The following is a 25326-nucleotide window of genomic DNA, read 5'->3' as shown; positions in this document are numbered from 1 at the left end:
ACGCCACGGCTCACCCAAGATAGTCGTCAACGCGCCACAGGGGAAGTGTCCGGTGGATGAAGGCGCCTTCCCCGGCGTAATTCAAACCAACAATGAGGTCTTTATGAATGTCCCTTTCGATCAGCTGTTCACGTGGCTGAAAGATCACAAGATTACCGAGGTCGAGTGTGTGGTCAGCGACTTGACCGGCATTGCTCGCGGCAAGATTGCACCCACCAACAAGTTCCTGCATGAGCGAGGCATGCGCCTGCCGGAAAGTGTGCTGTTGCAAACGGTAACCGGGGACTTTGTCGACGACGACATCTACTACGACCTGCTCGACCCGGCCGACATCGACATGGTCTGCAAACCTGTCGCCGACGCGGTTTACGTGGTGCCGTGGGCCATCGAACCCACCGCCATCGTGATCCACGACACCTTCGACAAGTTCGGCAACCCCATCGAACTGTCGCCGCGCAACGTGCTGAAGAAAGTGCTGCAGCTTTACACCGACAAAGGCTGGCAGCCGATTGTCGCGCCGGAAATGGAGTTCTACCTGACCCAGCGCTGCGAAGACCCGGACTTGCCACTCAAGGCGCCGCTGGGGCGTTCTGGCCGTGCGGAAAGCGGTCGACAGTCGTTTTCCATCGACGCCGCCAACGAGTTCGATCCACTGTTTGAAGACGTCTACGACTGGTGCGAACTGCAGGGCCTGGACCTCGACACGCTGATCCACGAAGACGGCCCGGCACAGATGGAAATCAACTTCCGTCATGGCGATGCGCTGGACCTGGCGGACCAGATCACCGTGTTCAAACGCACCCTGCGCGAGGCGGCACTCAAGCACAACGTGACTGCGACTTTCATGGCCAAACCCATTGGTGACGAACCTGGCAGCGCCATGCACATCCATCAAAGTGTGGTCGACATCGCCAGCGGCCAGCCGATCTTCGCCAATGCCGACGGGCAGATGAGCGAGCTGTTCCGGCACCACATCGGCGGCCTGCAAAAGTACATTCCCAAAGTGCTGCCGATGTTCGCGCCCAACGTCAATTCGTTCCGCCGCTTCCTGCCCGACACCTCGGCACCGGTCAACGTCGAATGGGGCGAAGAAAACCGCACGGTCGGCCTGCGCGTGCCGACCTCGAGCCCCGACGCCATGCGTGTGGAAAACCGTTTGCCGGGTGCCGACGCCAACCCTTACCTGGCGATCGCCGCGAGCCTGTTGTGCGGCTACCTGGGCATGGTCGAAAAGGTCGAGCCGAGCGCCGCGGTGCAAGGCCGTGCCTACGAGCGGCGCAACCTGCGCCTGCCGATCACCATCGAGGACGCACTCACGCGCATGGAAGAGTGCGAAACCATCAAGCGCTACCTGGGTAGCAAATTCGTCCGGGGGTATGTCGCGGTCAAGCGCGCCGAACACGAGAACTTCAAGCGCGTGATCAGCTCCTGGGAGCGCGAGTTCCTGCTGCTCAGCGTCTAAAAAACACACGCCCACATGAGATCACAATCCTCTGTGGGAGCGGGCTTGTGTGGCGAGGGGGCTTGCCCCCGTTGGGGTGCGAAGCACCCCTAACAACGGTCACCACGATCTTGAATTTAGAAAGTGATGACTGGTTTTACGACTGCTTCGCAGTCGAACGGGGGCAAGCCCCCTCGCCACATAAGCCCGATCCCACAAAGACGAATAATTCAAAGAGGTGTCGATATGCGTCTATTGAAATCCGTGGTTCCGGTCGCGCTGGCGGTATTGTTCAGCGCCGGGGCGCAAGCTCAGCCGAGCGTCAGCGTCTACAACTGGACCGATTACATCGGCGAGACCACCCTCGCCGACTTCCAGGCAAAAACCGGGATCAAGGTGATCTACGACGTATTCGATTCCAACGAAACCCTGGAAGGCAAACTGCTCGCCGGCCGCACCGGGTATGACGTGGTGGTGCCGTCCAACCACTTTCTCGCGCGGCAGGTGAAGGCCGGTGCGTTCCTCAAACTGGATCGCTCGCAGCTGCCCAACTTCAAAAACCTCGACCCGAAACTGCTGACGCTGCTGGAGAAAAACGATCCGCAGAACGCGCATTCCGTACCGTATCTGTGGGGCACCAACGGCATCGGCTACAACGTCGACAAGGTCAAGCAAGTGCTGGGCATTGATCACATCGATTCCTGGGCCGTGTTTTTCGAACCCGAGAACCTGAAGAAACTCAGCCAGTGTGGTGTGTCGATGATGGACTCGGCTGATGAAGTATTCCCGGCAGTCCTCAACTACATGGGCATGGACCCACGCAGCGAAAACCCTGAGGACTTTAAAAAAGCCGAAGCCAAACTCTTGAGCATCCGGCCTTACATCACCTACTTCCACTCCTCCAAGTACGTCTCGGACCTGGCCAACGGCGACATCTGCGTGGCCTTCGGTTACTCCGGCGACGTGTTCCAGGCGGCCAATCGCGCCAAGGAAGCGAAGAACGGCGTGAACATCGCCTACTCGATCCCCAAGGAAGGCAGCAACCTGTGGTTCGACCTTCTGGCAATTCCCGCCGACGCCAGCAACCCGAAAGAAGCCCACGCCTTCATCAATAACCTGCTGGACCCGCAAGTGATCGCCAAGGTCAGTGCCTCGGTGGGTTATGCCAATCCGAACCCGGCGGCCAAGGCATACATGGATGCTGAGTTGGTCAATAATCCTGAGGTCTACCCACCCCAGGACGTCCTCGACAAACTCTACATTTCCACCACCCCGCCCCAGGCGATCATGCGTCTGATGACCCGTTCCTGGAGCAAAGTGAAGTCCAACCAATGAATCAGCACGACAACCAACATACCCACTCCTATTACGCGGCGTCGGCCAATGGAATGGCGCCCTACCCCACGCTGGACTCGGATCTTGAGGCCGATGTCTGTGTGATCGGCGGCGGATTCACCGGGGTCAACACCGCGATCGAACTGGCGCAGCGCGGGCTCTCGGTGATTCTGCTGGAGGGCCGGCGAATCGGCTGGGGCGCCAGCGGGCGTAACGGCGGGCAGTTGATCCGTGGCATCGGGCATGACGTCAGCGGTTTTGCCCGTTATGTCGGCGAGGAAGGCGTGCGTTATCTGGAGCTTGCGGGCATCGAGTCCGTGGAACTGGTGGGCAATCGCATCCGTGAACATGGCATCGATTGCGACTTGCGCTGGGGTTTCTGCGAACTGGCCAATACCCCGGCGCAGTTCGCTGCGTTCAAGGCTGAGCTGCAAAGCCTCGCCGAGTTGGGGTACGCCCATGAAACCCGCCTCGTCGGCCCCGAGCATATCCGCCGGGATGTGGTGGGCTCGGACGTTTATGCCGGCGGTCTGATCGACATGGGTTCGGGGCACCTGCATCCACTCAATCTGGTGCTCGGCGAAGCGCGGCTGGCGCAATCCCTCGGGGTACGGATTTTCGAGCAGAGCCCGGTGCTGGAATTGGTCCACGGCAGCACCGTGCAGGTGCGCTGCGCCAGCGGTACGGTACGCGTCGGCAGTCTGGTGCTGGCCTGTAACGCGCATCTGGAAGAAATCGAGCCGCGCCTGAGCGGCAAGGTACTGCCGGCGGGCAGTTACATCGTCGCCACCGAACCATTGGCGCCCGAAGTGGCCGCTCAGCTGATCCCGCAGAACCTGGCGCTGTGCGACCAGAAAGTCGGCCTTGATTACTACCGGCTCTCGGCGGATCGACGTTTGTTATTCGGCGGTGCCTGCCATTATTCCGGGCGCGACCCGGTGGACATCGGCGCCTATATGCGGCCGAAAATGCTCAAGGTCTTTCCGCAACTGGCGGATGTGCGCATCGACTATCAATGGGGCGGCAAGATCGGCATCACCGCCAACCGTTTCCCCCAGGCCGGCCGCCTGAGCCAGTACCCGAACGTGTTTTACGCCCAGGGTTATTCCGGCCATGGCCTGAACGTGACCCACTGGTGCGCCCGGCTGCTGGCCGAAGCGATTCATGCCGGGCACAGCCAGGGGCTGGACGTGTTCAGCGCCGTGCCGCACATGACCTTTCCCGGCGGACGGGCCCTGCGCTCACCGCTGCTGGCGCTTGGCATGTTCTGGTATCGCCTGCGTGAATTACTTGGCTGAACTGTGGCGAGGGGGCTTGCCCCCGTTGGGTCGCGAAGCGACCCCAAAATCTGCCGTCGCATTCTTGCAGGCATACCGGTTGACGACTGCTGCGCAGCCGAACGGGGGCAAGCCCCCTCGCCACAAGCCGCATCCAGGACATCCCTGGAATCGCCTTTAGATTTGCTCAATCGCAAGTCACTTCTATATTGAGGGAGTGCTCTGACTTTTCTGCCTCCCGGCGAGTGCTGCCCATGGCGACGACTGCTTCATTGATCATCTGCGAGCACTGCGACTGCGTGTATGAAAAAGTCACGCTCGCCAAACATCAAAAGGCCCTGTGCACCCGTTGCGGTGGTGTGCTTGCGCGTTACAACGGCTTGTCGGTGCAGCAGCGTCTGGCGCTGAGCTTCACGGCGGCCGTGCTGTGGACTTTCTCGAATTTCTATCCGGTCATGACCATCAGCCTCAAGGGCATGAAGAACAGCGCGACGCTGTGGGATTCGGTGGTGGCGCTGAGCCAGGGGCCGATCACTTTCATTGCGCTGGTGGCAGCGATTTCCATCATCATCGCGCCGATGTTCCAGTTGCTCCTGTTGATCTGGGTATTGAGCTTCGCCCTCACCTCCCGACGTTCACCGGGCTTCAAGCTGTGCATGCGCTGGCTGGAAACCCTCAGGCCCTGGAGCATGCTGGAAGTCTGCTTGCTGGGGGCCATGGTCGCGGTGTTCAAGCTCGCCGGGTTGCTGGATGTGCTGCCGGGTATCGGCATGTTTGCCCTGGCGGTCCTCAGCCTGTTGCTGATCCGCATCGCCGGGCGCGATGTACGTGATCTGTGGGACACCCTATGAACAGGCCACCGCTCGCCAGCGAACTCAACCTGTGCCTGTGCCACAGTTGTGGCATGGCCTGCGACATGACCGAGCAACCTCACGAATGCGAACGCTGCGGCGCGCCGTTGCATGCCCGCAAACCTGACTCTCTGACCCGGACATGGGCCTATCTGCTGGCCTCACTGGTGTTTTATATCCCGGCCAATTTGCTGCCGGTAATGAACACCAGCCTGTTCGGCAACGGCTCCGACAGCACGATCATGAGCGGTGTGCTGGAGTTCTGGGCACACGGTGCGTGGGACATTGCGCTGATCATTTTCATTGCCAGCATCGCGGTGCCGGGCATCAAGTTCGTTGCTCTCTCCCTGCTGCTGATCACGGTGCAACGCGGTAGCTTCTGGGCGCGCAAGGAACGTTCGAGGCTTTACCGTTTCGTCGAGCTGATCGGCTACTGGTCGATGCTCGATGTAATTGTCGTCGCGCTGGTGGCCGCATTGGTGAAATTCCAGGCCCTGGGCGATATCGAACCGCGCCCGGGCATTCTGTTCTTTGGTCTGGTGGTGGTGTTCACCATGCTGTCGGCGATGAGTTTCGACCCGCGGCTGATCTGGGATAAAGAACGGGATCAAGAGCCGGAAAACCCACAAGATGAGGAGCGCATGGATGAAGTCCCAAGCCACTGACGGTCCGCACGCCCCTGGCCAGGCCGCGATCAAGACTCGTCGCTTCAGCATTTCGCTGGTATGGATCGTGCCGATCGTAGCGGTGTTGGTGGGGATTTCCCTGGTGGTGCACAGCTGGCTGCAGGAAGGCCCGACCATCACCATCACGTTCAAGACCGGTAGCGGCCTGGTGGCCAACAAGACCGAGGTCAAATACCGCAATGTGGTCATCGGCCGCGTCTCGGAGGTGAAACTGAGCGGCGACCAGAAACGCGTCGACGCCACGATCCAGCTCGACAAACAGGCTGAAAGCTTTACTCGTGCAGACTCGCAATTCTGGGTTGTGCGGCCGCGCATCGGTGCCGGTGGCGTTTCGGGCATCGATACCTTGCTGTCGGGCGACTACATTGGCGCCGACATCGGCCAGGCCGATGCCCGTTCCAAACACTTCACCGGACTGGAAAACCCTCCGCCCATTACCTATGGCGAGCCGGGCAAACGCTTCATGTTGCACACTCAGGACCTCGGCTCGCTGGACATCGGCTCCCCCGTCTACTACCGCAAGATCCCCGTCGGGCAAGTGGTGGCGTATGCACTGGATGCCGACGGCAAAGGGGTGAACATCGAAATCTTCGTGCATGCGCCCAACGATGCCTATGTCACCGAAAATACGCGGTTCTGGAACGCCAGCGGTATTGATGTAAATGTCGGCGCCAACGGTTTTGCAGTGAAGACCGAGTCCCTGTCGGCCCTGTTGGTGGGCGGCATCGCGTTTCGCGCGCCGGAATACAGCCCCAACGACCAAGTGGCGGCCGAGGATAATGCCTTCGACCTGTTCGAGGATGAGCATACCGCCCTCGCCCCGCCCAACGGCAAGGCGCAATACCTGAGCTTGCGATTCGATCAGGCATTGCGCGGGCTCAAGGTCGATGCACCGGTAGAGTTCCTCGGCATAGAGATCGGCCGGGTGGTGGCGGTCAATCTGGATTTCGACGTGAAGAACCGCAGCTTCCCGGTCAATGTCGGCATCGTGATCTACCCGCAACGCCTCGGTAAGGCTCATCTCAAATTGCTCGAAGCCTTGAAGCATGACCCCAACGACGAAGCCGCCAGCGTGCGCCTGATCGGCTCCTTCATCGAAAACGGCCTGCGAGCCCAGGCCCGTAACGGCAATCTGTTGACTGGCCAGCTGTACATCGCGCTCGACTTCTACCCCAAAGCAGAGAAAGTCGCGTTCGATCCGACTGCCCGTCCCGTCGTTATTCCCACCATTCCCGGGAGCCTTGAGCAGTTGCAGGAAAAACTCGAGAACATGGTCAACAAGATCAACCAGCTGCCCATCGAACGCATAGCCGGCAACCTCGACAGCAACCTCGTCGAACTGCGCAAAGGCCTCGCACAATTCAACGCCAAGACCCTGCCCGGCGTGCAAACCACCCTGTCGGACGTCAGCAAGACCTTGCAATCGGCCAGTTCGACCCTCGCCGAAGATTCGCCGCAACGGGAACAACTGAGCCAGACCCTGGACGAGCTTGGACGCATGTCGCGCTCGTTGCGTGAACTTTCGGACTACATGGGACGGCATCCGGAATCGCTGATTCGCGGCCGCCCCGACAATGCCCCGCCGATGGATCTGCAAGGGCCACCGCGCAACTGACCACAGGAGCTACCCCATGGCATTTTCGCTGAAGATCACGCTGGTCACTGCGTTGTTACTACTCGCCGCTTGCCGCAGTGAGCCGATTCAATTCCACACCCTGACCCCGGCTCAACCGAGCGGTGCAAGCGGCGGCGCGGACATCCAGATCGAAAGCATCACCGTGCCGCCCCAGGTCGACCGTCCGCAGATCGTTATTCGTCAAGGCAACGCCGGCCTGGCAATCCTCGAAACACAATGGTGGGGCGCAAGCCTGTCGGAAGAACTGCGCAGTGCCCTGGTCGACCAACTGGTCAACAGTAACCCGCAGCGCAAAGTGTCGTTGCGCCTGGAAGTTCAGCGTTTTGATTCGATACCCGGCCAGTACGCATTGATCGACGTCAAATGGCGCCTGCGCAAACTCGGCGAAGGCGATGCTGCATTGGTCACCTGCCGCAGCACTTTGCAGACGCCTTCCGGCACGAGTATCGATGAGTTGGTGGTGGCTCATCAGAACAATGTGAAGCGCTTGGCCGCCACCATCAGCCAGGCTACCGCCGGCACATCGAAAAGCTGCCCGGCAACTAAATAACAGTCGTCAGGTGCCTTCCAGCTCAATGGTAAAACAACTGCCGTTGGGCTGAAGGCTGCTGAGTTCCACTCACCAATTCTGATGGGGCACTGTACGTGGTGTTCAAGACAAGCGTCGCAACAACCAACTAAAAAAATACTGAAATTTTTATACGCAAATTTTTCACATCCCTTTCACCACTCCGACACCTGCCTTGAACTAGTGTCTTTCCATGGCCCTTCAAGCGTTGTTACGCAGGGTCGTATTTGAAAGTTGTTCTCTATTGCGTACCGACGGGTAAACAAAACATGGTTGATCATGTATCGCGCAAACAGCCAGCGGCACGAATCGTTACATCGCGGCTCGGCAAACTGGCCGCGGTAACGGCCGCTCTGGTTATCGCGGCTCTCGTCACGGGGTTTGTCTGGTGGCCCAGATCGCCGATCAACCTGGCGACCGCCGGGTCCGAAGCGACCAACAGCCTGGTCGATCGCTGGCAAGCCGGTGAAGTGGCGGTACTGGTTCGCCATGCGGAACGCTGCGACCAGTCCAGCAATCCGTGCCTTGGCCCCGCCGACGGCATTACCCGAGTCGGCAGCGAAGCCGCCACAGCCGTGGGCCAAGGCTTTATGCAGCTGGGCATGACCCAGACCGATGTGCTGAGCAGCCCAGCCACCCGCACTGCGCAAACCTCGCGTTACATGTTCGGCAAAGACGCGATGACCCAGGAATGGCTGGTCAGCTGCGGTAAAACCCTGCGTAACGATGTGGTGGCGCACAAGCAAGCCCATCGAAATCTGGTGCTGGTCACGCACAGCGGTTGCATCAGCGACTTCGAAGCCCAGACCGGCTTCGAGCGCGCGACGACCAGTAAGTATGGCAGTGCCTTGTTCGTGCAAATTGCCGCCGACGGGCAACCTCAGGTACTCGGCATTGTGAATGCCACTGACTGGCAGACGCTGTTGCACGGCAAAGCCTTGAAACAATAATCGCGGCAAAAAAAATCGAAGCCGAGAAAGCATTTTTGCTCGGGCAGACTATAACTAGTCCGTAACCCTTAGATGGCTGACGCAACTTCTGTAGTTCATATCGCTATTGTGTTGCTTTATGTAAGAAGTTCCGCTAGTGCACGCGTGCACCTAGCGGAACAACATCCTTCTGCGCCAAGGTCGAGTCATGACGTCCAATAACTTGTTGCCCCACCCCGACGGCTCTTTATTGCGTGGCACCGCGCGTGCGCTGCCCATCACCGAACGCTGGATCCTGCCCGGCTTGCTGCTGGCCTACGTGGTTTTCTACCTGCTGCCGCTAGTCACCCATGGTCTATGGATTCCCGATGAAACCCGTTATGGCCAGATCAGTCAGGAAATGCTGCTGAGCGGTAACTGGGTGTCCCCGCACTTCATGGGTATCCGCTACTTCGAGAAACCCATCGCCGGTTACTGGATGATCGCCATCGGTCAAGCGGTGTTTGGCGACAACCTGTTTGGTGTGCGTATCGCTTCGGCACTGAGCACCGGGCTGAGCGTCTGGCTGACTTACCTGATTGCTCGCCGATTCTGGAATGACCCGGGCAAGAGTTTTATCTGCGCCTTGCTCTACATGAGCTTCGGTCTGATCGCCGGACAAGCCGGATACGCCAACCTCGATCCGCAATTCACGCTCTGGGTCAACTTGAGCCTGGTCGCGTTGTGGTTTGCCATCGATAGCCATTCCTCCCGCGGCAAACTCGGCGCTTGGGCGCTGTTGGGTTTTGCCTGTGGCATGGGCTTCATGACCAAGGGCTTTCTCGCCTGGTTGTTGCCGGTATTGATCGCTCTGCCCTACATGATTTGGCAGCGACGCCTGGGCGAGCTGTTGCGCTACGGACCACTGGCGGTGGTCGTGGCGGCGGTGGTCTGCCTGCCGTGGGTGCTCGCCATTCACCATCAGGAACCGGATTTCTGGCGGTTCTTCTTCTGGCACGAACACATTCGCCGTTTCGCTGCCGATAACGCGCAACATGCTCGCCCGTGGTGGTTCTATCTGCCGCTACTGGTCGCTTCGAGCCTGCCGTGGGCCGCCTTGTTGCCGACGACGTTGGTTCAGGCCTGGCAGCAAAAGCGCCAGCCCGTGATCGGTTTTCTGTTGCTCTGGATGCTGTTGCCCCTGGCGTTCTTCAGCTCGAGTAGCGGCAAACTGCCGACCTACATCATGCCGTGTCTGTTGCCTCTGGCGTTGCTGATGGGACACGCAGTGATGGAGCTGTTGAATCAAGGACGAGGCCGGATCATTCGCATCAACGGCGTGATCAACGTCGTCATCGCCACCAGCGCCCTGATCGCCCTGCTGTATCTGCAAGCCACCAAGGAAGTCTACGAAAACACCGAGATGTTCACCCTGTCCCTGGCGTTCATCGTGTTGCTCGGCTGGATCATCACCAACGCCTTGCAGGTGCTGCGTCCATTGATGTTCTGGGCCATGCCGGCACTCGGCATCTGGCTGCTGGTAGCGTTGTTGCCGGCAGCGATGCCGGCACAGATCGTCAATAGCCAAATGCCTGACCAGTTCATCGCCGAGCATCTGGATGCCTTGAGTCAGACGACATCGTTGCTCAGCAACGATCTGGGTGCGGCGTCAGCTTTGTCGTGGCGACTGAAGCGGCCACAGGTCGATCTTTACAACACTATCGGCGAGCTGAAATATGGCCTCGATGATCCTGCCATGGCGTCACGTAAAGTCACCATGGACAACGTCGGGCAATGGATGACCGAGGCCCGCAAAAAAGGCGCGGTCGGTGTGGTGATGCGGGTTAACAGTGTCGTGGAAATGCAGGAAGTCGAGATGTTGCCCATCGATGGCAAGCGTTATCAGCGCGGCCAACTGGAAATTCTGATATTCCCGCAGAGCCAACCCTGACGCCGTCCGTTCTACAGGAAACCCGTCATGAAGTTTTGGGCAAGTGACAGGGGCGCGTTGGCGCTCCTGCTGGGTGTGTCTGCGCTGATTTTGTTGTTGGGTCTGGGCACGCGGGAGTTATGGGGGCCGGAAACCCGCTGGGCCAACATCGCGCTGCAAATGCTGCAGAGCGGTGACTATTTCGATCCTTACCTCAAGGGCGAAGCGTATTACGACAAACCGCTGCCCTCCTATTGGCTGATCACGGCCACGGCCTGGCTGACCGGTGGTTTGGGACACTGGTCATTACGCTTGTCTTCGGTGATTGCTGCCTGGTTGAGCATCTGGCTGGTGTACTTGATCGGCGAGCAGCTGATGCGCAAAGGCACCGGGTTGATTGCCGGCTGGATGCTGGCGACCACCTTCTATTTCGCGTTCTGGGCACGGGTCGCCACCGCCGACATCCTCACCGTCTGCGGTGTGCTGGCGGCGGTCTGGTGGTATTGGCGCGGGCCGCAAGACACACGCTTCATCCGTTACCTGGTGTTTTTCCTGCTGCTGTCCCTGACTTCGTTGTTCAAAGGCCTTATCGGCTTCATTCTGCCGGGCTTGCTGCTGTTACCGCATGTGGTGCAGGGCGGTCGCTGGAAAAGCCACCTCAACCTGCGGCTGTGCGCGGCCCTGGTCATCGCCGGGGCGTTTTACATGACGCCGTTCATATTGTCGCATCTCTACGGCGCGCCGACTTATGGCGAAAGTGGCCTGGGCCTGGTGCTACGGGAAAACGTCGTGCGGTTTTTCCAGCCCTTCGACAACATCGGACCGATCTACACCTATCTGATTTACCTCCCGGTCTACACCCTGCCATGGGCGCCTTGCTGGATGCTGGGGTTGTGGTTTGCGCTGCGCCACTGGCGTAGCGTCGAACCCAATACGCGCTGGCTGGTTTGGGGGTTGGGTCTGTTGATGCTGTTTTTCACGGCCAGCGGCAGTCGACGCAGTTACTACGTGTTGCCCCTGGTGCCCTTCGCCCAGTTGCTGGGCGCCTGGTGGATCACCCGGCGAATGGCCGAACGCAACGCCACAGACAGGTTCGGTAGTCGCCGATTGAAAATCGGTTTCGGCCTGACCGCTGTGTTGTTGATGGCGATACTCGGTGTGTTCTATCCCTGGACCAACGGCGGTGGCGGCGTGGTTCGGTTCGGTGAGACGGTCAGGCTTGAGGCGAGCAAACGCGCACCGCTCAATACATGGCGCATGGTGATGATCGAGGTGGACAACAAAGTGCCGATGTACCTGCAAACCGGCGGCGCCCCCTTCTATTACGTGCAGCAAACCCAGGACTTTCCTCGCACCGGCGATACCGCCGCGCTGATGACCTGGCTGGACAACACCAGCGGCCAACACTGGAACCCGCAACGCACCATCGTTATCACCCAGTACCGCAACGGTGATGCGGTACCGCTGGACTACCTGAGTGCCGACCATCAGGTCATCACGACCGCGCCCACTAACGGCGAGCGCCTATTCCACGGCCGTGAAGACCAGAGCGTGGCGTTTATACCCCGGGGCGAATGAATGTCAGTGCACGCTTTTGCCCACCACGGCGTCGGTTCGGGTTTTCCGCCGACAGTGAAATGACATCTATTTACGATTTTTTTGACGTTTTTTTCTCATTTGGCGCTCTACATTCGCGGCGACTCAAACATGCAAATGATTCGCATTGTTCCAATAATGAATCTGCGCGTGTTGACTAAAAAAACAGGAGCCGTCGACAGAATGATTTCCCGTATCCCCTCGTTCCTTAAAAACGCATTGTTGACCACTGCTTTCCTCAGCGCCGGTCACGTGTATGCCGCTGCGCAGACGGAGGGTATCGTGGTCTACAACGCTCAACACGAAAGCCTGACCAAAGCCTGGATCGAAGGCTTCACCAAGGAAACCGGCATCAAAGTGACCGTACGCAATGGCGACGACACCGAGATGGGCAATCAGCTTGTGCAAGAAGGTGCAGCCTCCCCGGCCGACGTGTTCCTGACCGAAAACTCCCCGGCGATGGTGCTGGTCGACAACGCGGGGCTGTTTGCACCGGTTGCGCCGAGCACGCTGGAACAAGTGGGCGCGGCCTATCGTCCGGCGCATGGCAAATGGGTAGGGATTGCCGCACGCTCCACGGTGTTCGTCTACAACCCGAGCAAGCTGGCTGAAGCAGACTTGCCAAAATCGCTGATGGACCTCGCCGCACCGAACTGGAAAGGCCGCTGGGCCGCTTCGCCGGCCGGTGCCGACTTCCAGGCCATCGTCGCTGCCGTACTGGAGCTCAAGGGTGAAGCCGCGACCCTCGACTGGCTGAAAGCCATGAGAACCAACTTCACCGCCTACCGGGGCAACAGCGCCGTGCTCAAGGCTGTCAATGCTGGCCAGATCGACAGCGGCGTGATCTATCACTATTACAGCTTCGTCGATCAGTCCAAGACCGGCGAGAACAGCAAGAACACCTCGCTGAAGTACTTCAAACACAAGGATCCAGGGGCCTTTGTCAGCCTGTCCGGTGGCGGCGTCCTGGCCTCCAGTCAACACAAGGAACAGGCCCAGGCATTCCTGAAATGGATTACCGGCAAAGACGGCCAGGCGATCCTCAAGAACGGCAACTCGTTTGAATACGCCGTGGGCAAGGACGCAGAGTCCAATCCGAAACTGGTGCCGCTACAGCAACTCGACGCTCCGACTGTCGACGTCTCGAAACTCGACAGTAAAAAGGCGGTTGAGCTGATGACCCAGGCCGGGTTGCTCTAATTGCTTCCTGAAACGCTACCGGCAGAGGTCGCTGCGGCGTCCTCTGTACACTTGCGCGCACGCTCTCGCGGCCTCTTCGCAGGCCGCGGCGGCGCCTGGGTGATTAGTCTGTCGGTGCTGATGTCGTTATTGGCGTTACTGCCGATTGCTTTCGTCATCGGCGTATCGGTGCAGACTGGCTGGGCGACGCTTGTGACGCTGGTATGGCGCCCACGCGTCGGCGAGTTGCTGATCAACACCGTGCTGCTGGTGGTGCTCACCATTCCCTTGTGCATCGCACTGGGTCTGGCGCTGGCCTGGTTGACGGAACGCACCAACTTGCCGGGGCGGCGCTGGTGGTCGCTGTTGGCGACGGCGCCGCTGGCGGTGCCGGCATTCGTGCACAGCTATGCGTGGGTCAGTCTGGTGCCACCGATTCATGGGCTGTTTGCCGGCGTTCTGGTGTCGGTCATCGCCTATTTCCCGTTTCTTTACCTGCCGATAGCAGCGACTTTGCGCCGGCTCGATCCGGCCATCGAAGATGTCTCCGAGTCGTTGGGGCTCAAGCCCTGGGCAGTGTTCTTTCGCGTGGTGCTGCCGCAGTTGCGCCTGGCCATCTGCGGCGGTGCCTTGCTGGTGGGGCTGCACCTGCTGGCCGAGTACGGTCTGTACGCGATGATTCGCTTCGACACCTTCACCACGGCCATCTTTGACCAGTTCAAGTCCACCTTCAACGGGCCTGCCGCCAATATGCTGGCCGGCGTCCTCGCGCTCTGCTGCCTGGCCATGCTGACGGCCGAGTCGGCTGCTCGCGGCACGGCGCGCTACGCCCGGGTCGGGTCGGGAAGCGCGCGCGAACAAAGGATCGTGCGCTTGAAGTTGCGCACCACCCTGCTCGCGCTCACGCTGCAAGGCATGACCTGTGTGCTGGCACTCGGTGTGCCGTTGATCACCCTTGGCAAGTGGCTGATCGCCGGTGGCACGCAAGTCTGGAACCTGGGCGAATTGTTGCCGGCGCTGGAGCAGACGCTGATGCTCGGGGCCGCCGGCGCGCTCATTACCACCTGCGCGGCCATCCCGATCGCCTGGCTGTCGATTCGCTCACCCGGCCCGTTGCAACGCGTGCTGGAAAGCTGCAACTACATTACCAGCGCGTTGCCGGGGATTGTCGTTGCGCTGGCATTGGTGACCCTGACGATTCATTTTGCCCGGCCGATTTACCAGACCACCATCACGGTGCTGCTGGCGTATTTACTGATGTTTTTGCCCCGCGCCCTGGTGAGTTTGCGCGCGGGCATCGCCCAGGCGCCGGTGGAACTGGAGAACATGGCGCGCAGCCTCGGCCGGTCGCCCGGTCGGGCATTGTGGCTGATTACTCTGCGTCTGGCCGCACCCGGTGCGGCCGCTGGCGCTGCGCTGGTGTTTCTGGCTGTCACCAATGAGTTGACCGCTACCCTGCTGCTCGCCCCCAATGGCACGCGCACCCTGGCCACCGGTTTCTGGGCAATGACCAGTGAAATCGACTATGCCGCCGCGGCGCCCTATGCCTTGCTCATGATTCTGCTGTCGCTTCCGTTAACCGGACTTCTTTACCACCAATCCAAACGCACGGCTGGCCGATGAACGCTCTTGAACTCCACTCGATCTGCAAGTCCTACGGTTCTCAGCGAGCCCTGGAGAACATCAGCCTGTCGGTGCCGACGGGAAGCCGTACGGTGATCGTCGGCCCGTCCGGTTCGGGCAAGACCACCTTGCTGCGAATGATCGCCGGTTTCGAATTTCCGGACTCTGGCAGCCTTGCGCTCAATGGTCAGATGCTGGTCGACGGCACCCGCGAGGTTCCCGCGCATCAACGCTTGATCGGCTATGTTCCGCAGGATGGTGCACTGTTCCCGCACATGACCGTAGCCGCCAACATCGGTTTCGGGCTTGCGGCCAAAGGCGTGGCCAGGCAGGAACGCATCGCCGAGTTGATGGACAGCGTGGCACTGGATTCAAGCATGGCCAATCGTTGGCCGCATGAACTCTCCGGCGGCCAGCAACAGCGTGTCGCGCTGGCCCGGGCCCTGGCGCAACAACCACGGCTGATGTTGCTGGACGAGCCGTTCTCGGCGCTCGATACCGGTTTGCGCGCTGCTATGCGCAAATTGGTCGCACGGCTTCTGGCTGACGCCGGCGTCACGACCATTCTGGTGACACACGATCAAAGTGAAGCGTTGTCATTCGCCGATCAGTTGGCGGTGATGCGTCAGGGCCGGCTAGTGCAATCCGGACATCCGCTGGACCTTTACCGTTATCCCGCCGATGAACAAACCGCGCTGTTTCTCGGGGATGCCGTGGTCATGCCGGCCAGAATTGAAGCCGGTTGGGCTCATTGCGATCTGGGTCGCATACCGGTCAACAACCACAGAAACAACCGATCAGCGCAAATCATGCTGCGCCCCGAGCAACTTCAGCTGATCAGCGCGCCCAACGGCCTGGCGCAACAGGACGGCTGTCGCGGCGTGGTCACCGAATGCGACTTCGGCGGTAATACCTGCACATTGACCGTGGAATTGCAGACGTTGAGCGCTGATGAGCGTCCGGGGCGTTCATTGCTGGTGCGCAGTTCCGGCATGCACGCGCCACCCGCTGGCAGCGAGGTTCATGTGTCGACCATCGGCCATGCTCATGTACTGAGCGAACCTTAAGCTTTTGAATCGGTAACGGGTGAGAAACGAAATCGCCCTGAATATAACAATTCAAATAAACAACTAAGCAATGCAGCGCAAATCCATCAAGGCGGACACTTCTGTACGCCTTTCCCCACAAAAAGTGCGTGAGCCGGTAGAAGCCTGAACAGTGCCTGTATGGGCTTGAAATAAAACGAATCACCTACCGGTTTTTCATGTTCCTTTCACAAAATCGCGCTTACCCTCAACGGACCGGAGATGGCGTCTTGATGGCGTCCAATCCGCTGGGCATGACAAGCAAAGTCAACCGATGTAATTTGTCACAAATTACTGGCAACTGCTTGATGCGGCTTTTGTTTTAGCGTCTACGCTGATGTTGGATCCAACGTTCAAGCCTGATAGTCTAATTTTTTTTCAGTTCCGAGGTGCCCATGAGTCAGGCGTTTCTCCCCTTCTCTCGCCCGAGTATCGGCGACGAAGAAATTGCTGCGGTAGAGCAAGTACTGCGCTCTGGCTGGATCACTACCGGGCCGAAAAACCAGCAACTGGAAGAACACTTCGCCAACTATGTTGGCTGTCGGCATGCCGTCGCATTGTCCTCGGCCACCGGTGGCATGCACATTACTTTATTGGCCTTGGGTATCGGTCCCGGCGACGAAGTCATCACTCCGTCCCAGACCTGGGTGTCCACCGCCAACATGATCTGCCTGCTCGGTGCGACGCCGGTTTTCGTCGACGTTGACCGCGACACGTTGATGAGCGACCTGGAGAGCATCGAAGCGGCGATCACGCCTCGCACCAAGGCAATCATTCCGGTGCATTACGCCGGCGCGGCATTCGACCTCGATCCGCTCTACGCTCTGGCCGACAAACATGGCATCACCGTCATCGAAGACGCGGCTCACGCGGCGGGCACTTTCTATAAAGGTCGGCATGTCGGCGCCCAAGGCACGGCGATCTTCTCGTTCCACGCGATCAAGAACATGACCTGCGCCGAGGGCGCGATGTTCGTCAGCGACGATGAAGCCTTGGCCAATCGGGTACGCATGCTCAAGTTCCATGGCCTGGGCGTCGACGCCTACGACCGCCTCACCCACGGCCGCAAACCCCAGGCCCAGGTGATCGAACCCGGCTTCAAGTACAACCTGGCCGACATCAATGCCGCCATCGCCCTGGTGCAGCTGGAACGCCTGGACGCGATCAACGCCAAGCGCACAGAGCTGGCCCAGACCTACCTGCAACGCCTTGAAGGCCTGCCGGTGCAACCACTGGCCATTCCGGCCCATGCGCAACAGCACGCCTGGCATCTGTTCATCCTGCGCATTGACGCCGAACGTTGCGGGCTGGATCGCGAGGCGTTCATGAAGGCGTTGCAGGAGCAGAACATCGGCACCGGTATTCACTTCATCGCCACCCACCTGCACACTTACTACCGGCAGCGTTTCCCCAACATCTACCTGCCCAACACCGAATGGAACTCGGCGCGGCTGTGTTCGATCCCGTTGTTCCCCGACATGACCACCGATGATGTCGATCGTGTCGTCGGCGCCATTGAAAAAACACTGGACAGAAGCCTGTGAAACCTTATCCGATCCGTTGCGTATCAATCGTCATCCCGGTCTATAACGAGGAAGACAGTCTGCCCGAGTTGCTCCGGCGCACCGAAGCGGCGTGCCAGCAACTGCATCATGACTACGAAATTGTGTTGGTCGACGACGGCAGCCGCGACAACTCGGCGCAAATCCTCGAGGAGGCGGCCAGTCTCGACGGCAGCCCGGTGGTGGCGGTCATTCTCAACCGCAACTACGGCCAGCATGCGGCGATCATGGCAGGGTTCGAACAATGCAAGGGCGACGTGGTGATCACCCTCGACGCCGACCTGCAAAACCCGCCTGAAGAAATCCCGCGGCTGGTGGCTCAGGCCGAACTTGGCTATGACGTAGTCGCCACGGTGCGCAACAACCGTCAGGACTCGGCCTTGCGTCGCTGGCCGTCGAAGCTGATCAACCTCGCCGTGCAACGCTCCACCGGCGTTGCCATGAGCGACTACGGCTGCATGCTGCGCGCCTACCGCCGGACCATCGTCGACGCCATGCTCGCCTGCCGCGAACGCAGCACCTTCATCCCGATCCTGGCCAACAGTTTCGCCCGGCACACCACGGAAATTCTGGTGACCCACGCCGAGCGCGAACACGGCGAATCCAAATACAGCCCGATGCGCCTGATCAACCTGATGTTCGATCTGGTCACCTGCATGACAACCACACCGCTGCGATTGCTGAGCATCGTCGGCTTCGGCATGGCGGCGCTCGGCGTGCTGTTCGCCATCGCGCTGGTTGTGCTGCGCATGGTTTTCGGCGCCGGCTGGGCGGGCGGCGGTACGTTCGTCCTGTTCGCCGTACTGTTCGTTTTCACCGGTGGGCAATTCATTGGAATGGGCCTGCTGGGCGAGTACCTGGGCCGCATGTACAGCGACGTCCGGGCACGTCCACGGTTCTTTATCGAAAAAGTTTTACGTAGCACCCCTTCTGCTCCTGCCCCCGTTGTCACCGTTGACGGTCTCACTTCCACTTCTTCAGATCAGGTTCTCTCATGAGTGCAAAAGCTGTTGTCTTCGCTTATCACGATATTGGCTGTGCCGGCATCGAATCCCTGCTTGCCAGCGGTTTCGAGATTGCAGCCGTGTTCACCCATCCCGATGACCCGAAGGAAAATGCGTTCTATGGCTCGGTTGCGCAACTGTGCGCCCGTAAAGGCATCCCGGTGCACGCCCCGGAAGACGCCAACCACCCGCTGTGGATCGAGCGCATCAGCAAACTCAACCCCGATTACCTGTTTTCGTTCTACTACCGCAACCTGCTGAGCGAACCACTGCTGGCCACGGCCAGCAAAGGCGCCTTCAACCTGCACGGTTCGTTGCTGCCTCGCTACCGAGGCCGCGCACCGGCCAACTGGGTACTGGTCAACGGTGAAACCGAGACCGGCGTGACCCTGCACCGCATGGTCAAACGTGCCGATGCCGGCGCCATCATTGCCCAGCAACGGGTGGCGATCGAGCGCGCCGATACCGCGCTGACCCTGCACGGCAAATTGCGCCAGGCCGCCAGCGATCTGCTGCGCGACACCTTGCCTGCATTGCTTCAGGGCAAAATCAGCGAAACCCCACAGGACGAATCCAAAGCCACAGTGTTTGGCCGTCGCACCCCGGCGGACGGCAAACTGGTCTGGAGCAAACCGGCCGAAGAACTGTTCAATCTGGTCCGCGCCGTGACCCAACCTTACCCGGGCGCGTTCTGTGCCGTGGGCGAGCACAAGTTGATTGTCTGGAGCGCGGATGTCGTCAAGGGCAACGAAGGCCAGGCACCGGGCCGGGTTATCAGCGTCGATCCGCTGCGAATCGCCTGCGGCGAAGACTCGCTGGTGATCAATGCCGGCCAACGCAACGACAACGGCCTGTACCTCAGCGGCCCACAACTGGCCAATGAACTGGGGCTGGTCGACGGTTCTGTGCTGCGTGGCGCCGAATCGGGCCGTGCACCGCGTCGCACCCGCGTGCTGATCCTTGGCGTCAACGGCTTCATCGGCAATCACCTGTCCGAGCGCCTGCTGCGTGACGACCGCTATGAAGTGTACGGCCTGGACATCGGCTCGGACGCCATCGAGCGCCTGCGCAGCCATCCGAACTTCCACTTCGTCGAAGGCGATATCAGCATCCACTCGGAGTGGATCGAGTACCACATCAAGAAATGCGACGTGGTCCTGCCGCTGGTGGCGATCGCCACGCCGATCGAATACACCCGCAATCCGCTGCGTGTATTCGAACTGGACTTCGAAGAGAACCTGAAACTGGTTCGCTACTGCGTCAAATACAACAAGCGCGTGATCTTCCCGTCGACCTCCGAAGTCTATGGCATGTGCCAGGACGCCAACTTCGACGAAGACAGCTCCAACCTGGTGGTTGGGCCGATCAACAAGCAACGCTGGATCTACTCGATCTCCAAGCAGCTGCTTGACCGAGTGATCTGGGCTTACGGCCAGAAAGGTCTGAACTTCACCCTGTTCCGCCCTTTCAACTGGATGGGCCCACGCCTGGACCGTCTGGACTCGGCGCGTATCGGCAGCTCCCGGGCCATCACCCAGTTGATCCTGAACCTGGTGGAAGGCACGCCAATTCGCCTGTTCGACGGCGGCGAACAAAAACGCTGCTTCACCGACATCGCCGATGGCGTCGAAGCCCTGGCGCGGATCATCGACAACGACAACGATGTCTGCAACGGCCAGATCATCAACATCGGCAACCCGGACAACGAAGCCAGCATTCGTCAGCTGGGCGAAGAACTGCTGCGTCAGTTCGAAGCTCACCCGTTGCGCGACAACTTCCCGCCATTCGCCGGTTTCCGCGATATCGAAAGCAAGGCCTTCTACGGCACTGGCTATCAGGACGTGTCTCACCGCAAACCGAGCATCGCCAACGCCAAGCGTCTGCTTGACTGGGCACCGACCGTGGAGATGAAGGAAACCATCGGCAACACGCTGGACTTCTTCCTGCGCGAGGCCATGCTCGAAATCGCGGACAAAAAACGTTGATGCAGGCAGGCCTTCGAATCGATGTCGACACCTACCGAGGCACCCGTGAAGGGGTGCCGCGGTTACTCGAAATGCTCGATGAAGCACAGGTCAAGGCGACGTTTTTCTTCAGCGTCGGGCCAGACAACATGGGGCGCCACTTGTGGCGCCTTATCCGTCCGCAGTTTCTCTGGAAGATGCTTCGTTCCAACGCTGCCGGCCTGTATGGCTGGGATATTTTGTTGGCCGGCACTGCGTGGCCGGGCAAACCGATCGGTCGCGACCTCGGGCACCTGATGCGTCAGGCCCAGGCGGCCGGGCATGAAGTCGGCCTGCACGCCTGGGATCACCACGGCTGGCAGGCCAATGCCGGACGCTGGAGCCAGGCGCAACTGATCGAGCAAATTCGCCGTGGCGTCGATAGCCTCAGTGACATCCTCGGTCAAAAAGTCGAATGCTCGGCGTCCGCCGGTTGGCGGGCGGACGAGCGTGTGATCGAAGCCAAGCAAGGTTTCGGCTTTCGCTACAACAGCGATTGTCGAGGCCAGCACCTGTTCCAGCCAATCCTGACCAATGGTAGTCTGGGCGCACCGCAGATTCCGGTGGACCTGCCGACCTTCGACGAAGTGGTTGGCCCGACCGTTGCGGCCAAAGACTTCAACACCTTCATTCTTGAGCGGTTCTCCCCGCAAAAACTAAATGTCTACACTGTCCATGCCGAAGTAGAAGGGATTCTGATGGCCAACGATTTTCGCCAATTATTGGCCGATGCTCGCCAACGTGATATTCATTTCCAGCCCTTGGGCCATTTGCTTCCCGACGCCCCCGCCATCTTGCCCAAGGGCCGGGTCGTACGCGGCACTCTTGAGGGTCGCGAAGGATGGCTAGGGGTTCAAGGCGCATGAGCAAACCTTGGGCATTGCCGTTATTACTGGTCGTTCTGCTGCTGGCGTACTTGTTGCCACTGGGCACCCACGGCCTTTGGATTCCCGACGAAACCCGTTACGCCCAGATCAGCCAGGACATGCTCCTGAGCGGTAACTGGGTGTCGCCGCACTTCATGAGCCTGCGTTACTTCGAAAAACCCATCGCGGGCTACTGGATGATTGCCATCGGCCAGGCACTGTTTGGCGACAATCTGTTTGGCGTGCGTATCGCCTCGGTGCTGAGCACCGGGCTGAGCGTATTGCTGTGCTACCTGATCGCTCACCGGCTGTGGAACGAGCCGCGCAAGAGTTTTGCTTGCGCGCTGCTGTACATGAGTTTTGCGATCATCGCCGGGCAAGCCGGCTACGCCAACCTCGATCCGCAATTCACCTTCTGGGTCAACCTGAGCCTGGTGGCATTGTGGTTTGCGTTTGATAGCACCAGCCGTGGCCAGCGTCTGCTCGGCTGGACAATGCTGGGGCTGGCCTGCGGCATGGGTTTCATGACCAAGGGCTTCCTCGCCTGGGCGTTGCCGGTGTTGATCGCCCTGCCCTGGGTGCTCTGGCAGAAACGCTGGCGGGAACTGCTGACTTACGGCCCGGTGGCGATTGTCGTGGCCATCGCGGTGAGCCTGCCGTGGGCCTTGGCGGTGCACGCGCAGGAACCCGATTACTGGCGGTTCTTCTTCTGGCACGAACACATTCGCCGCTTCGCCGGGGATGACGCCCAACACGATGCGCCATGGTGGTTCTACCTGCCGCTGCTGGTGGCGTTCAGCCTGCCATGGGCGGCGTTGCTGCCATCGGCGCTGAAACAGGCCTGGCAGACCCGGCGTCAGGCCAACATCGCTTTCCTGCTGCTGTGGTTGCTGATGCCCTTGCTGTTTTTCAGCTTGAGCAACGGCAAGCTGCCGACCTACATCATGCCCTGCCTGCTGCCTCTGGCGTTGTTGCTGGGCCATGCCCTGGCGGACCGACTGAAGCTGGAACAAGGCCGGGTGCTGGGGATCAATGGCCTGCTGAACATGACGCTGGGCCTGATCGTCCTGATTGCGCTGGTCTATCTGCAACTGAAAAAGCCGCTGTACACCCACGAACTGCACAACCTGGTATTGGTGTTCATCGGGTTGATCGGCTGGATCATGGCCAACCTGCTGCAGGCCTTCCGTCCCTTGCAATGCTGGGCGGCACCGGCTTTTGGCAGTTTGCTGCTGATCGGCGTGTTGCCGGCCGGCATGCCGGATTCGGTGGTGGCGAACAAGATGCCCGACCAGTTCATCCTCCAGCACGCCCCGGAGCTGGCGCAAACCGACAAGCTGTTGAGCAACGACCTGGGCGCTGCTTCGGCCCTGGCCTGGCGCTTGAAACGCCCCGAGGTGGCGTTATACAACACGATAGGCGAATTGAAATACGGCCTCGACTATCCTGATCCAGATGCAATGCAGCAGCGGGTCGATCTCAAGCACGTACAACAGTGGATGCGCGAAGCGCGTCAGAGTGGTTCGGTCGGCGTGGTGATGCGGGTCAAAGGGGATGACGAACTGCAAGAAATCGAACTGCTACCCAAGGATGGCAAGCGTTATGAACAAGGCAACCTGGTGATTCTGATCTTCCCTCGGGATGCGTCATGAGCCTGTTGCTGCTCCTGACCGCCTGCCTGCTGACTTGCCTTGGCCAGATCGCCCAGAAGTACGCCGTGGAAAGCTGGCGTGGCAAGACCTCGGGCTGGGGCGAGAAACTGCGTTCGCCCTGGCTGTGGCTGGCGCTCGCCTCTCTGGGGCTGGGTTTGCTGGTCTGGCTGCTGGTGTTGCAGCGCCTCGAAGTCGGTATCGCCTATCCTATGCTCAGCCTGAATTTCGTGCTGATCACACTGGTCGCCCGTTTCGTCTTTCACGAAGTCATCGACCGCCGTCATTGGTTGGGCGTGGCACTGGTGATTGGTGGCGTGGCGTTGCTGGGGCAACACGCATGAGCCTGCGTCGCGGAATTGCCTTTGCCATGGGCAGCGTAGTGCTGGGCACCGCCGCGCAGTTGGGCATGCGCTGGAGCATGACTCGATTGCCACATCCCGAACAGTGGTTAGCGGCCTTGAGCAGCGGCAGCGTCGATATGCCCGCTGTGATTGTCGTGCTGGCCGCCATCCTCGCCTATGCCGTGTCGATGCTCACCTGGCTCGCCGCCCTGCGGGATGTGCCCCTGGGTCGTGCCTATTCGCTGCTGAGCATCAGCTACGCGCTGGTGTATGTGCTGGCCGCCAGCCTGCCGCTGTTCAACGAATCCTTCAGTCTTTCAAAAACCCTGGGAGTGGCGCTGGTCATCCTCGGTGTTATCACTATTAATTCTCGACCTGCTCGCGCGCCCGAACTTAGGAGTGCATCATGAAAATCAGTGTATTTGGTAGCGGTTACGTTGGTCTGGTGCAAGCCGCCGTCCTGGCCGAAGTCGGCCACGATGTAGTGTGTATGGACATTGACGAGAAAAAAGTTGCGTTGCTGCAACAAGGCCACGTCAGCATCTTCGAGCCGGGGCTGGCCAGCCTGGTGCGTGAAAGCCTGGACGCCAAGCGGCTGCAGTTCACCTCGGACGAAAAATTCGCGGTGCAACATGGCCAGGTGCTGTTCATCGCCGTCGGCACGCCGTCCCGGGAGGATGGTTCGGCGGATCTGCAATACGTGTTGTCCGTGGGCGAAGCAGTGGCGCGCCATCGTGAACAGCCGGTGATTCTGGTGGAAAAATCCACGGTACCGGTGGGCACCGGCGATACGCTGCGCGCTCATATCGACGAGTACCTGCTCAGGGCCGGCCGTCAGTTGCAGTTCGATATCGTTTCCAACCCGGAGTTTTTGAAAGAAGGTTCGGCCGTGGCCGATTGCCGCCGTCCGGACCGCATCATCATCGGCTGTGAAGGCGATGAAGTGCGCGAGGTGATGCGCGACCTCTATGCACCGTTCAACCGCAACCATGACCGCGTCATGTTCATGGACCTGCGCAGCGCCGAGCTGACCAAATACGCCGCCAACTGCATGCTGGCGACCAAAATCAGCTTCATCAACCAGATCGCCGAACTGGCCGAACACCTGGGTGCCGATATCGAATCGGTACGGCTGGGCATCGGTGCCGATTCGCGCATCGGTTACCACTTCATCTACCCCGGCTGCGGTTACGGCGGCTCGTGTTTCCCCAAGGACATGCGCGCACTGATTCACAGTGCCGAAGAAGCCCATTGCAACAGCGACCTGCTGCAAGCGGTAGAAGCCATCAACCAGCGGCAGAAACACAAACTGTTCGAACGCATCAACGCCTTCTACAAAGGTGATTTACGCGACAAAACCTTCGCCGTGTGGGGCCTGGCCTTCAAGCCCAACACCGACGACATGCGCGATGCGCCGAGCCGGGTGCTGCTGGAATCGTTGTGGGCTGCGGGGGCCAATGTACGGGCGTTCGACCCGGAAGCCATGCAGGAAACCCAACAGCTTTATCCTGACGAACCGAAGCTGATGCTCATGGGCACGCCGGAATCAGTCCTTTCGGGTGCCGACGCGTTGATCATCTGCACCGAATGGCAGCAGTTCAAGGCGCCGGACTTCGACCTGATCCAGCAACGCCTGAATGCACCGGTGATTTTCGACGGACGTAACCTGTACGACGCCGAGCGCCTGGCGCGCAGCGGTTTCCTGTACTTCCCGATGGGCCGCGGTGAATCGTGCAAGTTACCGATTCCAGCGGCCTCAGTCATCGCGTGAGTACGGTATCGC

The 25326-nt window shown here is 59.8% G+C and carries 21 protein-coding genes; all 21 read left to right on the top strand.

All coding sequences use genetic code 11. From position 1 onward, the window contains the following. Nucleotides 1–103 precede the first annotated feature (103 nt). The 21 genes from JUI81_RS00425 (at nt 104) to JUI81_RS00325 (ending at nt 25314) form a co-directional block, all read left to right on the top strand. On the top strand, nt 104–1462 hold the full coding sequence (locus JUI81_RS00425) for a glutamine synthetase family protein (protein WP_019649699.1): 1359 nt from the start codon (nt 104–106) through the stop codon (nt 1460–1462). Nucleotides 1463–1687: 225 nt separating this feature from the next. Beyond that, entirely contained in the window at nt 1688–2776 is a 1089-nt protein-coding gene (locus JUI81_RS00420; RefSeq protein ID WP_019578877.1) for a polyamine ABC transporter substrate-binding protein, read from the top strand. Further along, complete coding sequence (locus tag JUI81_RS00415; protein WP_204123352.1) at nt 2773–4074, top strand: FAD-binding oxidoreductase; 1302 nt, start codon at nt 2773–2775, stop codon at nt 4072–4074. Before JUI81_RS00420 ends, JUI81_RS00415 begins: the two co-directional genes overlap by 4 nt. 233 nt (nt 4075–4307) lie before the next feature. Further along, nucleotides 4308–4904 (top strand): paraquat-inducible protein A, encoded by a 597-nt coding sequence (locus JUI81_RS00410; RefSeq protein WP_204123351.1) that lies wholly within the window; start codon nt 4308–4310, stop codon nt 4902–4904. Further along, nucleotides 4901–5569 carry a paraquat-inducible protein A gene (locus JUI81_RS00405; RefSeq protein WP_026331640.1) on the top strand — a complete coding sequence of 223 codons (669 nt, stop codon included), beginning with the start codon at nt 4901–4903 and terminating at the stop codon, nt 5567–5569. Before JUI81_RS00410 ends, JUI81_RS00405 begins: the two co-directional genes overlap by 4 nt. Then, nucleotides 5550–7205: an intermembrane transport protein PqiB gene (locus tag JUI81_RS00400; protein WP_019578873.1), complete on the top strand. Its 1656-nt coding sequence runs from the start codon at nt 5550–5552 to the stop codon at nt 7203–7205. The genes JUI81_RS00405 and JUI81_RS00400 overlap by 20 nt, the downstream gene beginning before the upstream one ends. Nucleotides 7206–7221: 16 nt before the next feature. After that, nucleotides 7222–7776, top strand: a complete 555-nt coding sequence (locus JUI81_RS00395) for a membrane integrity-associated transporter subunit PqiC (protein WP_019578872.1) — start codon at nt 7222–7224, stop codon at nt 7774–7776. Nucleotides 7777–8063: 287 nt separating this feature from the next. Beyond that, nucleotides 8064–8744 carry a histidine phosphatase family protein gene (locus JUI81_RS00390; RefSeq protein WP_028940612.1) on the top strand — a complete coding sequence of 227 codons (681 nt, stop codon included), beginning with the start codon at nt 8064–8066 and terminating at the stop codon, nt 8742–8744. Between the two features lie 187 nt (nt 8745–8931). Next, nucleotides 8932–10653, top strand: coding sequence for a lipid IV(A) 4-amino-4-deoxy-L-arabinosyltransferase (gene arnT / locus JUI81_RS00385; RefSeq protein WP_204123350.1), 1722 nt, complete (start codon nt 8932–8934; stop codon nt 10651–10653). A 27-nt stretch (nt 10654–10680) separates the two neighbouring features. Beyond that, nucleotides 10681–12210: a glycosyltransferase family 39 protein gene (locus JUI81_RS00380; RefSeq protein WP_204123349.1), complete on the top strand. Its 1530-nt coding sequence runs from the start codon at nt 10681–10683 to the stop codon at nt 12208–12210. 201 nt (nt 12211–12411) lie between these two features. After that, nucleotides 12412–13428, top strand: coding sequence for an iron ABC transporter substrate-binding protein (locus JUI81_RS00375; RefSeq protein ID WP_204123348.1), 1017 nt, complete (start codon nt 12412–12414; stop codon nt 13426–13428). After that, nucleotides 13429–15030 carry an iron ABC transporter permease gene (locus JUI81_RS00370; RefSeq protein WP_204123347.1) on the top strand — a complete coding sequence of 534 codons (1602 nt, stop codon included), beginning with the start codon at nt 13429–13431 and terminating at the stop codon, nt 15028–15030. Then, nucleotides 15027–16097 (top strand): ABC transporter ATP-binding protein, encoded by a 1071-nt coding sequence (locus tag JUI81_RS00365; RefSeq protein ID WP_204123346.1) that lies wholly within the window; start codon nt 15027–15029, stop codon nt 16095–16097. The genes JUI81_RS00370 and JUI81_RS00365 overlap by 4 nt, the downstream gene beginning before the upstream one ends. Before the next feature lie 413 nt (nt 16098–16510). Continuing rightward, nucleotides 16511–17659 (top strand): UDP-4-amino-4-deoxy-L-arabinose aminotransferase, encoded by a 1149-nt coding sequence (arnB, locus tag JUI81_RS00360; RefSeq protein WP_018925835.1) that lies wholly within the window; start codon nt 16511–16513, stop codon nt 17657–17659. After that, nucleotides 17656–18675 (top strand): undecaprenyl-phosphate 4-deoxy-4-formamido-L-arabinose transferase, encoded by a 1020-nt coding sequence (gene arnC / locus JUI81_RS00355; protein WP_096480234.1) that lies wholly within the window; start codon nt 17656–17658, stop codon nt 18673–18675. The genes arnB and arnC overlap by 4 nt, the downstream gene beginning before the upstream one ends. After that, nucleotides 18672–20666, top strand: coding sequence for a bifunctional UDP-4-amino-4-deoxy-L-arabinose formyltransferase/UDP-glucuronic acid oxidase ArnA (gene arnA, locus JUI81_RS00350; protein ID WP_204123345.1), 1995 nt, complete (start codon nt 18672–18674; stop codon nt 20664–20666). The genes arnC and arnA overlap by 4 nt, the downstream gene beginning before the upstream one ends. Next, complete coding sequence (arnD, locus tag JUI81_RS00345) at nt 20666–21550, top strand: 4-deoxy-4-formamido-L-arabinose-phosphoundecaprenol deformylase (RefSeq protein ID WP_019578863.1); 885 nt, start codon at nt 20666–20668, stop codon at nt 21548–21550. Before arnA ends, arnD begins: the two co-directional genes overlap by 1 nt. Then, nucleotides 21547–23202 (top strand): lipid IV(A) 4-amino-4-deoxy-L-arabinosyltransferase, encoded by a 1656-nt coding sequence (gene arnT, locus JUI81_RS00340; RefSeq protein ID WP_096480236.1) that lies wholly within the window; start codon nt 21547–21549, stop codon nt 23200–23202. The genes arnD and arnT (JUI81_RS00340) overlap by 4 nt, the downstream gene beginning before the upstream one ends. After that, on the top strand, nt 23199–23543 hold the full coding sequence (gene arnE / locus JUI81_RS00335) for a 4-amino-4-deoxy-L-arabinose-phosphoundecaprenol flippase subunit ArnE (RefSeq protein ID WP_018925830.1): 345 nt from the start codon (nt 23199–23201) through the stop codon (nt 23541–23543). The genes arnT (JUI81_RS00340) and arnE overlap by 4 nt, the downstream gene beginning before the upstream one ends. Next, nucleotides 23540–23953: a 4-amino-4-deoxy-L-arabinose-phosphoundecaprenol flippase subunit ArnF gene (gene arnF / locus JUI81_RS00330; RefSeq protein WP_019578860.1), complete on the top strand. Its 414-nt coding sequence runs from the start codon at nt 23540–23542 to the stop codon at nt 23951–23953. The genes arnE and arnF overlap by 4 nt, the downstream gene beginning before the upstream one ends. Next, nucleotides 23950–25314, top strand: a complete 1365-nt coding sequence (locus tag JUI81_RS00325) for a UDP-glucose/GDP-mannose dehydrogenase family protein (RefSeq protein WP_204123344.1) — start codon at nt 23950–23952, stop codon at nt 25312–25314. The genes arnF and JUI81_RS00325 overlap by 4 nt, the downstream gene beginning before the upstream one ends. Nucleotides 25315–25326: the final 12 nt, after the last annotated feature.

Origin of the sequence: Pseudomonas sp. 008 (assembly GCF_016861935.1) — a bacterium.
Lineage (GTDB): Bacteria > Pseudomonadota > Gammaproteobacteria > Pseudomonadales > Pseudomonadaceae > Aquipseudomonas.
Note: the sequence above shows the minus strand (reverse complement) of the source record. Positions and strands in the feature narration are given on the sequence as shown.

Excerpts from the sequence above, each read along its gene's own strand:
- JUI81_RS00425 (WP_019649699.1), top strand. The coding sequence starts at position 104 with ATGAATGTCCCTTTCGATCAGCTGTTCACGTGGCTGAAAGATCACAAG.
- JUI81_RS00420 (WP_019578877.1), top strand. The coding sequence starts at position 1,688 with ATGCGTCTATTGAAATCCGTGGTTCCGGTCGCGCTGGCGGTATTGTTC.
- JUI81_RS00415 (WP_204123352.1), top strand. The coding sequence starts at position 2,773 with ATGAATCAGCACGACAACCAACATACCCACTCCTATTACGCGGCGTCG.
- JUI81_RS00410 (WP_204123351.1), top strand. The coding sequence starts at position 4,308 with ATGGCGACGACTGCTTCATTGATCATCTGCGAGCACTGCGACTGCGTG.
- JUI81_RS00405 (WP_026331640.1), top strand. The coding sequence starts at position 4,901 with ATGAACAGGCCACCGCTCGCCAGCGAACTCAACCTGTGCCTGTGCCAC.
- JUI81_RS00400 (WP_019578873.1), top strand. The coding sequence starts at position 5,550 with ATGAAGTCCCAAGCCACTGACGGTCCGCACGCCCCTGGCCAGGCCGCG.
- JUI81_RS00395 (WP_019578872.1), top strand. The coding sequence starts at position 7,222 with ATGGCATTTTCGCTGAAGATCACGCTGGTCACTGCGTTGTTACTACTC.
- JUI81_RS00390 (WP_028940612.1), top strand. The coding sequence starts at position 8,064 with ATGGTTGATCATGTATCGCGCAAACAGCCAGCGGCACGAATCGTTACA.
- arnT (WP_204123350.1), top strand. The coding sequence starts at position 8,932 with ATGACGTCCAATAACTTGTTGCCCCACCCCGACGGCTCTTTATTGCGT.
- JUI81_RS00380 (WP_204123349.1), top strand. The coding sequence starts at position 10,681 with ATGAAGTTTTGGGCAAGTGACAGGGGCGCGTTGGCGCTCCTGCTGGGT.
- JUI81_RS00375 (WP_204123348.1), top strand. The coding sequence starts at position 12,412 with ATGATTTCCCGTATCCCCTCGTTCCTTAAAAACGCATTGTTGACCACT.
- JUI81_RS00365 (WP_204123346.1), top strand. The coding sequence starts at position 15,027 with ATGAACGCTCTTGAACTCCACTCGATCTGCAAGTCCTACGGTTCTCAG.
- arnB (WP_018925835.1), top strand. The coding sequence starts at position 16,511 with ATGAGTCAGGCGTTTCTCCCCTTCTCTCGCCCGAGTATCGGCGACGAA.
- arnA (WP_204123345.1), top strand. The coding sequence starts at position 18,672 with ATGAGTGCAAAAGCTGTTGTCTTCGCTTATCACGATATTGGCTGTGCC.
- arnD (WP_019578863.1), top strand. The coding sequence starts at position 20,666 with ATGCAGGCAGGCCTTCGAATCGATGTCGACACCTACCGAGGCACCCGT.
- arnT (WP_096480236.1), top strand. The coding sequence starts at position 21,547 with ATGAGCAAACCTTGGGCATTGCCGTTATTACTGGTCGTTCTGCTGCTG.
- arnE (WP_018925830.1), top strand. The coding sequence starts at position 23,199 with ATGAGCCTGTTGCTGCTCCTGACCGCCTGCCTGCTGACTTGCCTTGGC.
- arnF (WP_019578860.1), top strand. The coding sequence starts at position 23,540 with ATGAGCCTGCGTCGCGGAATTGCCTTTGCCATGGGCAGCGTAGTGCTG.
- JUI81_RS00325 (WP_204123344.1), top strand. The coding sequence starts at position 23,950 with ATGAAAATCAGTGTATTTGGTAGCGGTTACGTTGGTCTGGTGCAAGCC.